Origin of the sequence: Paenibacillus sp. FSL W8-0187 (assembly GCF_037969755.1) — a bacterium.
GTDB lineage: Bacteria > Bacillota > Bacilli > Paenibacillales > Paenibacillaceae > Paenibacillus_AQ.
On the sequence record NZ_CP150206.1, the window covers coordinates 1,647,426 to 1,660,238 of the forward strand.

The window sequence follows — 12,813 nt, forward strand, 5'->3', positions numbered from 1 at the left end:
ATTATTGATATTTTGGGGGGAATAGGAAAATGAAAAAAAGTCCTCGTTCGTTTGCTGGCAAAGCTTTATTAATATCGTTGATTGTTGCGGTATTGGCGGCGTGTACCGATAAAACAGGCGGCAAAGAGGCCGAGAATCAAGATAAGGGCGCCATGGAAACTTACGCGGTAGGCGATACGTTCAAGGCGACGGAGCCCTTCGATTTGTCCATCCTTTACAGCGACCAGCCAGCTTATCCTTACAAGCAGGACTGGATGCTTTTTGCTAAACTAAAAGAAATGACAAACGTGACCTTGAAGCCGACGATCGTGCCGATGAGTGATTACAGTCAAAAGCGCAGTCTGCTGATCAGCTCCGGTGACGCTCCGTTGGTCATTCCGAAGACTTACCCCGGGGAGGAATCCGCGTTTGTGGCTTCCGGTGCAATTCTGCCGATTAGCGATTACATTGATCTGATGCCGAATTTCAAGGACAAGATCGAGAAATGGGATATGGAGAGCGAACTGGAGGGACTTCGCCAACAGGACAAGAAATATTATGTGCTTCCGGGCTTGCATGAGGCGGTGTGGCCGGACTATACGCTGATCGTTCGTACGGATATTTTCGAAAAGCATAACATCGCGATTCCGACCACCTGGGATGAGCTGTATACGGCCATGAAGCAGCTGAAGCAGGATTACCCGGACGTTACGCCGTTCTCCGACCGCTTCAAATTCAACAGTACGCTGAACATCGCGGCTACGGGCTTTGGCACCAAAGGCGGATGGGGTTACGGCAGCGGACTTACGTATGAGGAAGACACGGATGAATTTGTGTATACGGCAGTAACGGATGAATATAAGGATATGCTGGCCTACTTCCACAAGCTGGTGGATGAAGGATTGCTGGACAAAGAGAGCTTTACCCAGGATGACGATCAGGCTGTGCAAAAGTTTGTGACCGGCAAATCCTTCATCATTAACGGCAACTCCCAGACCGTGGTCCAGCACCGTAATGATATGGACAAAACGCTGGGCGAAGGCAAGTATGCAATCAGCAAAATCACGGTTCCCGGCGGCCCGGCAGGCCAGCTGATGTCCGGGAGCCGACTCGAGAACGGAGTGATGATCTCTTCCAAGGTGAAAGAGAGTGAGCACTTTAAAGCCATCCTGCAGTTTATCGACTGGCTCTATTACAGCGATGAGGGACAGGAATTTACGAAGTGGGGCGTAGAAGGCGTGACGTATACCAAGGAAGGCGGCGTACGCAAGCTGATGGACGACATTAACTACAACGGACTGAATCCGAAGGGAACGAAGGATCTGCGGATCGAGCATGGCTTCTCGGGCGGGGTGTTTGCATACGGCGGTACAACCGAGCTGCTTCAATCCATGTTCAGCGAGGAAGAGCAGCAGTTCCAGAAGAGCATGAGCGAAACGAAAACCGTCGTGAAGCCGGAGCCGCCGATTCCGTACTCGGTCGAAGAACGCGAGCGAGTGACGCTTTTGAGCACGCCGCTGAAGGACTACACGGATCAGAACACACTGAAGTTCATTCTGGGCGACCGCGATCTCGCCGAGTACGACAAGTTCGTGAAGGAGCTGGATAGCCAGGGCGTGGGACAATACCTGGAGATTGCGAATAAGACTTATAAAAATTATAAAGAGCAACAATAATTAACGGATCAACAGGCTGTCGTTTCTTTTTGGAAAGGCAGCCTGTTTGGAGGTGCGGACGGTTCGCGATGATCCTGCCATGTTCACGACAAGGAGGTTGTTCTAAATTGAATGTGACCGTTCAAGACGTAATCGACCGGTTAACAGAACCGGCGGGACAGGGACACTTTGAATCCACGGTGGACAGGGTTGTAGCTGGAAGCGCGGATGCCATCGTTCATGGCATTGCCGTCACGTTCGCCGCCTCGCATTCGGTTTTACAGAGAGCCATACATGCGGGAGCAAACCTTGTGATTACCCATGAGGGGGTCTTTTACAGCCACCATGAGGATGGAGTGGAAGGGATGCAGGCAAGTGCTGTCCACCAGGATAAAATAGACCTGATCCAATCCGGCAATCTAACGATTTACCGGTTTCATGATGCGCCTCACAGGTACGTTCCCGACATGATTACGCAGGGATTGGTTCAGGCGCTGGACTGGGAACCATATATCGATAAGTACCTTCCGACAGCGGCCGTAGTTACACTGCCCGGAGAAATGACAGTTCAGGATATTGCCGAAGATATAAAAAGAAAGCTGAATCTTCCGTATCTTCGTTATATCGGGAACCAAAGAGGAACATGCTCCAGAATCGGCATAACCGTTGGCTACCGGGGCGGCGGAACGCACGCCATTCCCCTTTGTGTGAATGAGCGGCTGGATCTTCTTATCGCCGGCGAAGGCCCGGAATGGGAGACGCCCGAATACATCGGCGATGCAGCGGCCCAAGGCCGGAACCCGTCCATGCTCCTGCTTGGCCATGCCGCCAGCGAGGAGCCCGGTATGGTCTGCGTGGCCGAGCGGCTGCGAGAGTTTTTTCCGAAGATTCCCGTACATGATATACCGTCCGTGCCCTTGATTCAGGTAATATAGAGGGAGGATAACGTAAGCAAAGAGAACATAGAGCATAGGAGAAAGAGGTAACGTATATATGTCAACAGAGCAAAAGATTAAAGGCTCTACCAGGGAATATTCATATCAGCTACTGAAGGACCGGATATTCCATCTGGAGCTGGAGCCGGGTACGAAAATCTCGGAAAAAGAAATTGCGGATGAATTGAACGTCAGCCGAACGCCGGTCCGGGAAGCGTTCATGAAACTTGCCGAGGAGGAAATGCTCGACATCATTCCGCAAAGCGGGACAATCGTATCCCGTATTAATCTCAGGCATGTTGAGGAAGGCCGGTTTATCCGGGAGAAGATCGAGAAGGAAATCGTGGCGCTCGCCTGTGAGTTTTTCCCCGAAGAGTTCCGTTTCCGTCTGGAAACCAATATTGCGCTTCAGGACGTATGCGCGGGCAACCATAATTTCTATAAGCTGTTTGAGCTGGACGAGGAGTTCCATCAAATTCTGTTTGAGGGTACGGGCAAAGAACGGACCTGGAAGATGCTGCAGCAATTGAATATTCATTTCAACCGTCTGCGGCTGCTTCGCCTGTCCAAGGACTCCAACTGGGAGCATATCATCTCACAGCATAAAGAAATATATCAGCTGATCGTCAATAAACAAGCGGTGCAGGCCATGAACGTGATGGAGCGTCATCTGCGCCTTGTCGTTGTGGAGCAGGATATTTTACGCGAGAAGTACCCGCATTATTTTATTTAACAAGCGATATCATTCATTAAAAAACAATGACCCGCAGGAGTGTCACTTGGGAGCAAGTGAGCTGCCTTGCGGGCCATTTTTCATTAAATCGATCTGCGGATGACACGGTCAAGCATTTGGGCCACGTGGGATGGACCTTGATCCAGATCCTGTTGATCCAGGGTTACCCAGGAATGTTGTTCATCCATATCGAGTGATCGCTGGAGCCAGCCAGAAACGCCTCTGCCTCTGCGGTCGACTTCGACCAGAACGGAAATGCCGTCCTGCTCCGGATAGAGGATCAATTCAAGCTCTGTGATATGGCCGGCATAGGAGGAGCCAGGATAAAATTCAATTTCTTGCACAAATGGAACACCCCGGCCTAATCTAGGATGATATTCGCATGTTGCTATTTTGAAGCTGAAGCCAAGGGCTTCCACGGCGTCAAACACAACGGATGCGTCCGCGTTTGGTTCAACGTCGATGAAATCACGATCCTTCGGATCGATGGCATTATCGATATCGAGTCCGGTATGGATCCATACCGGCTGCCGTGAAATGGTGAGCGGTGTTTCTAACGGCAGGGGAAAAGAGAATGGTATTTCCTGTTGATCGCCAGGCTTCAACGTGAGGCGGCTGGAGACATTGATTTTGGCAAGGGTATAGGATTCTATGTATTTCTTGTCGTCGCTTTCCTTGGTATATTCCGTCATCACTTTCAAGTAAATGCGGTCGACTGTCTGCTCTACGTTCCCTCCCTTAATGTGAATAATGCCGCGTACCTCTTCACCCGGATAATAAGAGGATTTCTCGAGATGCGTATCGATCTGGGCTGCTCCAATTCCTACACTGGCTAGCATTTTGTTGAAAAACGACATAAAAGATACCTCCATATGAGAATGTATGATAATGGAATTATACGTCGGGGGATCACCTCTGGTTTCCGAATTGCAAAAATATTTTTTTGCGGTTTTACGCGGTGAAGATGTTGACGCCAAGGAAGCAGAAGAACACCGATGAAATCGGGAAAAAGAACACGGCCCGTTAGCATTCGCAGGTTCGGCATGGTATATTGGACACGATACCATTAAGGATGGAGAAATCAAGGCATGAGTGAACAACGACGTTCTGGACAAGGAACCAAAATCAACAAATCAACGGCATACGGGAATAAGCCGAGTGAGCGGACTGCAGCGAACCAAGCTGGGGCCAAGCCGGCTTTTAAGCGTGAACATAGAAAGAACAAGGATTCGTTATTGTCTTCATCGTATTCGAAGGCGAAACCATCCGATAAACATAAGCAAGAAGTACGCGGGCCAAGGCCTTCATCTGGACGTGAGCACGCAGATGAGCTGCAAGCCGGTGACATTATAGTCGTTACGATCAAACGGCTTGGGATCAACGGCGAAGGAGTCGGCTATTACCGCCGCAAGGCAGTGTTTATTGACGGAGCGATCACGAACGAAGTCGTCAAAGCCGAGGTAAAAGAGGTCCAGCCTAAATTTATTAAGGCACAGCTGGTAGAAGTAGAGAAGCGTTCGCCTCACCGTATTGAGCCTCCTTGCCCGGTGTTTGGTATTTGCGGCGGATGCCAAATTCAGCATATCTCTTATGAGGGACAGTTGCATGCCAAGACGGATATCGTGCGTGAAGCATTCAGCCGATACGCAGGACGTGACGACGTGAAGTTTAAGCCGATTCTTGGCATGGAGCACCCATGGGATTACCGGAATAAAGCACAGCTGCAGCTGAAACGGAAGGGCCATGAAGTGATCGCAGGGCTCTATGAAGCGGACAGCCATACGATTGTGGACATTAGCGGCTGCCCGATTCAGCACCCGAAGGTGAATGAAGCGGTGGAGAAGGTCAAATCCGTCCTCGAAGAATTGCGGATTCCGCTGCACAAAGAGAATGGAAACAAGGACGGCGTACGGACGATTGTGGTTCGCCACGGCTTCCAATCTGGGGAGATTCAGGTGACACTGGTCACGGCCGGAAGCAAGCTGCCAAGGCAGGACGATCTCGTTCGTCTGCTGCGCCTTACCATTCCGGAGGTGAGCGGGATTTCACTCAATATCAATCCGAAGAAAACCTCGCTCATCTTCGGAGAACGGACGATTTCGCTGTGGGGAGCCGAGAGCATGCAGGAATCGCTGAGCGACCTGCAATTCTCGCTGTCGCCCAGAGCGTTCTTCCAGCTGAATCCGCAGCAGACGGTCAAGCTGTATGAGTCGGTCCGGGGGGCAGCCGGATTGACGGGGAAGGAAACCGTCATCGACGCCTACTGCGGAACCGGCACGATCGGGCTGTGGCTTGCGCCTTATGCCCAGGAGGTGCGCGGGATCGAGGCGATCCCTGAAGCCGTCGAAGATGCCAAGGCCAATGCGCAGCGAAATGGACGTGCTAACGCGAGCTTTCACGTCGGCCAGGCAGAGGAACTGCTGCCGCGCTGGGTCAAGGAGGGCATGAAGCCGGACGTCATCATTGCCGACCCACCGCGCACCGGCCTAGACCCGCGCTTCCTGGAGACGGTGCTCCGCACCAAGCCAAAGCGGTTTGTGTATGTTTCTTGCAATCCTTCAACCCTGGCGAAAGATTGCAAGGTTCTGCTGGATGGCGGCTATGAAATCGAATGGGCGCAGCCGGTCGACATGTTCCCGCAAACAAGCCATGTGGAAGCGGTAACGTTGTTGGTGAGGAAAGAATAGATGAGATGTGATAGTGTTGCTTAAAGTTATACGGCGTGGTGGGTATCGCAATAATTGTATGAGGGGGAATCTAACTTGGCAAAGGAATTGTCAACAGAACAACGTGAAGAACTACTCACAACATTGAAAGCTCGTTTTGAGAAAAACATGTACCGCCATATAGGCCTGGAATGGGATGACGTACAAGCAAAGCTCGTAGCAAATCCTGAAAAACTGTGGTCACTCCATGAAATGGAGATAACTGGCGGAGAGCCGGATGTTGTAGGTCATGACAACAAGACGGGCGAATACATTTTTTATGATTGTTCAGCTGAGAGTCCAAAAGGCCGCCGAAGTATTTGTTACGACCGTGAAGCGCTGGAATCAAGAAAAGAACACAAACCGAAGAATAGTGCTGTTGAAATGGCAACCGCCATGGGCATAGAGTTGCTATCGGAAGAACAATACCGGGAATTGCAAAAACTTGGAAATTTCGATTTGAAAACATCGAGCTGGGTGGTAACACCTGCCAGTATTAGAAAACTCGGCGGAGCCATTTTTTGTGATCGCCGCTACGACACTGTCTTTGTGTACCACAATGGAGCGGAATCATACTATGCTGCCAGGGGATTCCGTGGCTCGCTAAGAGTCTGAATTTTGAAGGGGTTTTCGCTAAACGTACGGCAGGACAAAAAGATGAGATGTTTTGATGGAACTACACAGAGGGGCGGAAAGCTCCTCTTTTACGTATAATCATAACCACTCGGAATTCCTTCCTGTAATGGACCCCCCATACCACCGCGGTCGACAACCCCCCTTTTCTATGATATGGTAGCAAGTAATTAGGCATTTCGTTCCCATGGGACGAGGTGCCTTCTCGCATATATAAAAGCGTTTTACATTAAATGTCTATCTGGAGGTGATGCAATGGTGCTCCTACTTTCCCCGCTACGGGGGGAGAAATCCGTAGTTCATTATGGATGATTGATGGTGAGTACACCCAAAATAACGATAATCTGAGGAGTGTTGTTGAGATGAGAGTAAATTTACGAGCAGAAACGCGCGCCGCGATGAACAAAACCGGACTTAAGCAGCTTCGTCTTTCGGGGCGAATTCCGGCAATTGTATTTGGCACAGGGGAAGAGAATATGATGATTCAACTGTCCGCCAAAGAATTTGGCAAATGGGCAAGGAACGGCAAAGGAGGAATCCTTGAGCTTCGTTTTGACGATCGGGAGCCGCTTCCGGTTTTGCTGGAGTCGGTTCAGCGTGATCCAATCACTCGTGAATACATCCATGTCGACTTTTTACGTATTAATATAAATGAAGTCGTGCGCACGAGAGTGAATCTCGATTACATCGGTACCGCCAAGGGAGCCAAACTTGGAGGAGTCGTCCAAATACAAAGCACGTTCATCGAGATAGAGTCCTTCCCGGACCGTATTCCTGCCACCATTCCTGTTGAAATCAGCGAACTGGAGATTGGGCATTCTTTACATGTCGGGGACCTTAAACTGCCTGACGGCGTCGTGCTCATCTCTTCGGCAAACGAACTGCTCGTGTCAGTGGTGACACCGAAAGTCCAGTTGGAAGAACCGGAGGCTATGTAACTTCTGCTGCCGGCGATTGCTTCCCGATATTCCATCGGGAAGTAATCGCCGTTTTTTTTGCTTAAAACCTTGAACAGAATCCGGAACTTTCCATCAAGAGAGACTAGGCTTGGCCGTCATTATTATTGTACACTCAAGTCATGTGGAGTGCGGCCTACCGCTTACCCGGCAGCTGCATACTAAGCCAATGAAGGAAGTGTCGAACCATGAATGTGGAATCCGTAATGTCGGAGCTTGAAGCACTCGGCAAGGAACGGCTCAAGAAAATGTACCTGTCCAATGGGGCGCGTGAACCGCTCTTTGGCGTAGCAACAGGCGCCATGAAGCCGATTGCCAAGAAAATCAAAATCAATCAGCCTTTGGCTGAGCAGCTTTACGCCACCGGAAACTATGACGCCATGTACTTTGCCGGCATCATTGCAGACCCTAAAGGGATGACGGCAGCGGATTATGATCGTTGGATGGATGCGGCCTATTTTTATATGCTGTCTGATTATGTGGTTGCCGTAACGTTGGCAGAGGCGGATATCGCGCAAGACGTTGCTGATCAATGGATCGCAAGCGGCGAAGAGCTTAGAATGTCGGCGGGGTGGAGCTGTTACTGCTGGCTGCTCGGAAGCAGACCCGATCGTGAGTTCCCGGAAAGCAAAATCTCGGCCATGCTCGAACTGGTGGAAAAGACCATCCATGAGTCTCCGGACCGAACGAAATCCGCGATGAATAATTTCATGTACACTGTAGCCGTATCTTATTTGCCGCTCCATGATAAGGCGGTTGAGACCGTAAAGGCCGTAGGACCGGTAGAGATGAAGCGGGGCGATAAGAGCAAGATCCTGAACGCTTCCGAAAATATTAGAAAAGAAGTCGAGAGAGGGAAGCTTGGTTTCAAACGTAAGTATGTGAGATGTTAAACCATTCGTTCGTTTTATTTGGCGAGGCAAGCGGGATTCTTACGGAACGTTTCGATTGGTGTGCGATACAGGCGATAAACGGCTGGAAATGAACGCTGATCTCGTTTATGAAAACCTATTAACCTGTGAAAGGGACGTTATTCCATGAAAGAGGATAAAATCGTTTACGGGTCGATCGACGAATATATTTCAAGCTTCCCTCCCGAAGTTCAAAGCATTCTCCAGACATTAAGACAAGTGATTAAGGAGATGGCCCCGGAAGCGAAGGAAAAAATCAGCTATCAGATGCCGACCTTCGAATATCACGGAAATTTGGTGCATTTTGCGGCATTTAAGAAGCATATCGGTTTTTACCCGGCCCCTAGCGGCATTGAGGCGTTCCAAGATGAGTTAAAGGAATATCATAAGTCCAAAGGTACCTTGCAATTTCCCATCGATAAGCCTTTGCCCTATGACCTGATACGCCGAATCGTTCAATATCGGGTCGAGCAAAACCTGCAAAAGGCAAACAGCAAATCAAAAGGGAAAAAGTCGGTGGAGAGCTGAGATGGAAGACCAGAGAAGGCGGTTTTACTGCCTTCTTTTAAAGTTCCTTTTTCAAATAGTAATGCGTATGCCGTCCGGCATTCTCGATCTTGCCATATACCTCATAACCCTGCTTGATGTAAAAATCCAAGGCTTGAAAGCTAAGTGTATCCAACTTTGCGAACTCGCATTGCTTCTCTATCGCTATTTTTTCCACCTCGTTCAACAGCTTGGCTCCGTACCCCGATTTACGGTATGGTTCATCCACGAATAAGTAGTGGATCTCGAGCCAGTTCCAGCATATTTCCCCCACAATCCCACCCAAAATCTGACCGTCCGCATTCCTCAACAATAAATTGATTTCCTGATACCGGCCTTTTAAGTCGTCTGGGAAGTGTTTGAGATTATACGCAATCAATTGATTTCTCACATAATTTTTATCCTCACTCTTTGACGCTATGACTTCATTCGTGAAATAGATTTCCATATCGGTTTGCTCCTTCTAGTATGCCGGTTGACTGATATTCATTAGAATTCGGAACCATTGAACCCTATCTTCCTCAACATACCATACCCAGCGCATGGACCGACGGTAAAAAATCTTTTTAAAAGAATGTACCCGTGAGGCAGGGGAATGCCTATGCTATACTGTGGTTGTTATTTTATCCGTTTCATCTAAGGGAGGATTGTCCTAACATGTGTTGCATCGCATTCATACGTATTCGTTAATGAAGGTACAGAACATCTAAATCCATCCATTTTCATGTAAAAATGCGAAGGATTATTTGTGCTGTGCCTTTTTCATTACTATACGAATGAATGAGGTGCTTTTTTGTGTCCAAAAATAATAAAAATCATCGGGAAAAGTTGAAGAAACCGTCTAACTTTTCCGCGCAGCATTTATTAATCAGCAAACGGCTGATTCATGATATGATCGATTTGGCCCAGATCCGATCCACCGATACCGTTCTCGATATCGGAGCAGGGACAGGGGCATTAACCTTTCCGCTGGCAGAGAAGGCGGCACATGTGCTTGCGATCGAGACCGATCCGGCGTTTGTGGATAAACTGTTCAGCAAGATAAAAGATGGAAGCAACATTCGCGTCAAGCAGTCTGATTTCCTGGAGGTTCCTCTTCCGAAAAGTCCGTTTGCCGTCGTGGCGAATATTCCGTATTCGATCACCACGCCGATCATGGCGAGGCTGCTGGATCATCCCGGCGTGCCGCTGCAGCGAGCCGTGCTGCTTGTGGAAAAGGGTGCGGCCAAACGTTTTACGGCAGTTCCTGTTCAAGATCCGCGCATCTTAAGCTGGAGGATGCATTACGACATTCGGCTCATGCGAACCATATCGCCTCAACATTTTGCGCCGCCTCCCAAAGTGGATTCCGCTATTCTAGCTATCAACCGGAGGAAGAAGCCGCTCATTGCCACGCAGCATCAGCCGAGGTTTACAGCGTTGGCAGCCTACGGATTGCGGGACTCGCGGCTGCCGTTATTCGTGGCCCTGGCGGGCGTGTTCACGCCTCCCCAGATTACGAAGCTGGTCCGATTGCTGGGGGTGAATCGAGAGCTCCCCATCAGTAGGCTGAACGAAGAGCAGTGGGGAACTGTATTCCATACGATGCTCCAGCATGTGCCGTCAAGTCGTTGGCCCAAACTTTCTACAAGCTCCAAAGGCAAATCCAAGAAAAGAAAATAACATTCGATGGAGATCTCCGTCGTTTCTAATACGATCACTTTTAAAATATTCGCAGAATTTGCTTGACCCTGACACTAGTGTCAGGGTTTACAATGAAATCGAATCGTTCATCTAGGAGGCGTAGAAGCATGAAAATCGGAGAACTTGCAGCCCGTACCGGAGTCAGCATCCGTTCGCTTCGATACTACGAACAGCAAGGACTGCTTATGCCGGTTCGCAACGAGAACGGATACCGGGAGTATTCGAGCCTCGCAGAAGAACAGGTGCGTACTATCCAGTTGTATTTGAATCTGGGGTTGTCCACCGAGCAGATCGCTGGTTTCCTGCATTGCGTCTTGAAAAATAAAGAGGCGTTTTGCGCGGAGGTGTTCCCGATTTTCCGTCAAAAAATTGCCGAGATCGAGGCGCAAATTCACCAGCTGAATCATATCAAGATGAATCTGGAGGAACGCATGCAATCGATTCTGGATGAACGAGAATCGGAAGAAGCGGAGGAATGCAAATGAGTTTATCACAAATAGATGCAGCCAGCTTTCAAAGCGCGATTAAACAGAATGGAGTCACTCTTGTTGAATTTGGAGCCAAATGGTGCCCGCCGTGCAAAGTGCTGCTTCCCATCCTGGATGAGCTGAGTCAGGAAGAAGCGGGTCGCCTGGATGTCTATCAGGTGGATTGTGACGAATCCCCGGAGCTTGCCGCCCAATTCGGCATTATGTCCATGCCGACGGTGATTGTGTTTCATAACGGAGAACCGGCAGACAAACTTATTGGACTTCGGCCTAAGAGTGTGTATCAAGCGGCGATAGGCCGTTATGTATCATAGAATTGAATAATCGATGAATGAGCGAAAACGCCTCTGATGTTTGATGACACAGAGGCGTTTTCTATTGATGTAGAGGGCATTATTCGCCGTGTATCGAATTCTTATATAGCAACCGTAGCAAGCTGCTGAAGCTGTTTGGGATCATCTGATGATAGGATTTTTTGTGAATAAATATATGCCTGGCAAGGCGCAGAAGCGAAAATTTTTTAAGGAGGTGCTTTAATTGACAACAGAGATCTTTTTCTCAACGAACTCCATCGGTCATGTAACGGATGAGCAGCTTCAAGCTATGCTGAACAGACACCATCTAGGGAACCTCATTTCAGCTGAGAAAACGTCTGAGGGAGTAGGAAATCAGACGTTGTTCATTAACTCGAGCCAAGGAAGCTATGTATTAAAGGGAAATCCCCTTTATACAGGGCAGTTGGTTGAAGAGAAATTTTATACGGACTATTTGCAAGAGTATACATCACTGCCTTTATCGGCCCCATATCTGTTGGATGAATCCATCGATATTTTCGGCTGGAGCTACGCGATCATGCCTCGTCTTCATGGCGTACATATGAATGATCCACAACTTAGAGCAAGGCTTGATGCAGCCGATCGAATAGATATTGCCTCTTCAGCAGCTAACATTTTAAATGAAATGCACGGCTGGAAAGTGGATCAGTATGGCGAGCTCGATCCGAAAACGCAAAGAATTCGCCCGTTTGAGGGATCTTATAAAGAGTGGCTCTACCATCGAATTCGGTTTTGGTTGGAGGATGCCAAACAATATTCCCAGATCACTCCAACCGATACGGAATGGGTAGAAGGGGTACTGCGTGACTCGGCGGATGAGTTCGATAAGCATGGCTCACCCACTTTTGTTATGGGGGATTTTAAGGCGGAAAATATGCTGGTAGCGTATGATACGGATTGTCAGGAGTGGCGAATCAGCGGCATTTTTGATTTTACAACCGGATATTTTGGGGATGGAGCAGCGGATTTGCCTAAGATGGTGATTATGTACTGGGATTTCGAGGAACAGGAAGTAGCGCGGCATTTTATACAGATGTACTTACAGGGCTCTGCAAATAGGGAAGGCATTGTTGATCGATTTAGGGTACATATGCTCCATCAGCGTATATTGGATTGGGGATGTGCCAAAGCGATGGGTGCAGTCACTTGGGATCCGCAGCTAACCTTTTCAGAATGGGCAAAAGATTATGTTTATGCCATGGACTACTTGAGATAGTGGGATTGCATCATGTACAGAGTAGAATAACTTGAACG

General features: G+C 48.9%; 14 protein-coding genes. 12 read left to right on the plus strand and 2 right to left on the minus strand.

Annotated elements, in window-relative coordinates; translation table 11 throughout:
* Window positions 1–29 precede the first annotated feature (29 nt).
* The 3 genes from MKY48_RS07080 (at window position 30) to MKY48_RS07090 (ending at window position 3,302) form a co-directional block, all read left to right on the plus strand.
* The gene (locus MKY48_RS07080; protein ID WP_339292593.1) at window positions 30–1,655 is read left to right on the plus strand and encodes an extracellular solute-binding protein; all 1,626 of its coding nucleotides are present in this window, start codon (window positions 30–32) and stop codon (window positions 1,653–1,655) included.
* A gap of 107 nt (window positions 1,656–1,762) precedes the next feature.
* Window positions 1,763–2,569 carry a Nif3-like dinuclear metal center hexameric protein gene (locus tag MKY48_RS07085; RefSeq protein ID WP_339292594.1) on the plus strand — a complete coding sequence of 269 codons (807 nt, stop codon included), beginning with the start codon at window positions 1,763–1,765 and terminating at the stop codon, window positions 2,567–2,569.
* Window positions 2,570–2,627: 58 nt separating this feature from the next.
* Window positions 2,628–3,302, plus strand: coding sequence for a GntR family transcriptional regulator (locus MKY48_RS07090; protein WP_339292595.1), 675 nt, complete (start codon window positions 2,628–2,630; stop codon window positions 3,300–3,302).
* Between the two features lie 83 nt (window positions 3,303–3,385).
* Here MKY48_RS07090 and MKY48_RS07095 read toward each other — a convergent pair whose 3' ends face one another.
* Complete coding sequence (locus MKY48_RS07095) at window positions 3,386–4,159, minus strand: sporulation protein (RefSeq protein WP_215159799.1); 774 nt, start codon at window positions 4,157–4,159, stop codon at window positions 3,386–3,388.
* Window positions 4,160–4,390: 231 nt separating this feature from the next.
* On the opposite strand from MKY48_RS07095, the gene rlmD reads away from it, so the two are divergent.
* The 5 genes from rlmD (at window position 4,391) to MKY48_RS07120 (ending at window position 9,035) form a co-directional block, all read left to right on the plus strand.
* A complete protein-coding gene (rlmD, locus tag MKY48_RS07100) occupies window positions 4,391–5,989 on the plus strand; it encodes a 23S rRNA (uracil(1939)-C(5))-methyltransferase RlmD (RefSeq protein WP_339292596.1) in 1,599 nt (532 codons plus the stop codon).
* Window positions 5,990–6,064: 75 nt separating this feature from the next.
* The gene (locus MKY48_RS07105) at window positions 6,065–6,622 is read left to right on the plus strand and encodes a DUF4256 domain-containing protein (protein WP_339292597.1); all 558 of its coding nucleotides are present in this window, start codon (window positions 6,065–6,067) and stop codon (window positions 6,620–6,622) included.
* A 380-nt stretch (window positions 6,623–7,002) separates the two neighbouring features.
* Entirely contained in the window at window positions 7,003–7,578 is a 576-nt protein-coding gene (locus tag MKY48_RS07110; protein ID WP_339292598.1) for a 50S ribosomal protein L25, read from the plus strand.
* 206 nt (window positions 7,579–7,784) lie between these two features.
* Window positions 7,785–8,489: a DNA alkylation repair protein gene (locus tag MKY48_RS07115; RefSeq protein ID WP_339292599.1), complete on the plus strand. Its 705-nt coding sequence runs from the start codon at window positions 7,785–7,787 to the stop codon at window positions 8,487–8,489.
* 144 nt (window positions 8,490–8,633) lie between these two features.
* Complete coding sequence (locus MKY48_RS07120; protein ID WP_339292600.1) at window positions 8,634–9,035, plus strand: DUF1801 domain-containing protein; 402 nt, start codon at window positions 8,634–8,636, stop codon at window positions 9,033–9,035.
* A 37-nt stretch (window positions 9,036–9,072) separates the two neighbouring features.
* On the opposite strand, the gene MKY48_RS07125 is transcribed toward MKY48_RS07120, so the two are convergent.
* Window positions 9,073–9,501 (minus strand): GNAT family N-acetyltransferase, encoded by a 429-nt coding sequence (locus MKY48_RS07125; protein ID WP_339292601.1) that lies wholly within the window; start codon window positions 9,499–9,501, stop codon window positions 9,073–9,075.
* Between the two features lie 347 nt (window positions 9,502–9,848).
* On the opposite strand from MKY48_RS07125, the gene erm reads away from it, so the two are divergent.
* The 4 genes from erm (at window position 9,849) to MKY48_RS07145 (ending at window position 12,775) form a co-directional block, all read left to right on the plus strand.
* Window positions 9,849–10,715, plus strand: coding sequence for a 23S ribosomal RNA methyltransferase Erm (erm, locus tag MKY48_RS07130; protein WP_339292602.1), 867 nt, complete (start codon window positions 9,849–9,851; stop codon window positions 10,713–10,715).
* Window positions 10,716–10,843: 128 nt separating this feature from the next.
* Window positions 10,844–11,221, plus strand: a complete 378-nt coding sequence (locus MKY48_RS07135) for a MerR family transcriptional regulator (RefSeq protein ID WP_076322957.1) — start codon at window positions 10,844–10,846, stop codon at window positions 11,219–11,221.
* Window positions 11,218–11,538: a thioredoxin family protein gene (locus tag MKY48_RS07140; protein ID WP_339271185.1), complete on the plus strand. Its 321-nt coding sequence runs from the start codon at window positions 11,218–11,220 to the stop codon at window positions 11,536–11,538. The genes MKY48_RS07135 and MKY48_RS07140 overlap by 4 nt, the downstream gene beginning before the upstream one ends.
* A 223-nt stretch (window positions 11,539–11,761) precedes the next feature.
* Window positions 11,762–12,775, plus strand: coding sequence for an aminoglycoside phosphotransferase family protein (locus MKY48_RS07145; RefSeq protein WP_339292603.1), 1,014 nt, complete (start codon window positions 11,762–11,764; stop codon window positions 12,773–12,775).
* The last annotated feature ends 38 nt before the right edge of the window (window positions 12,776–12,813 follow it).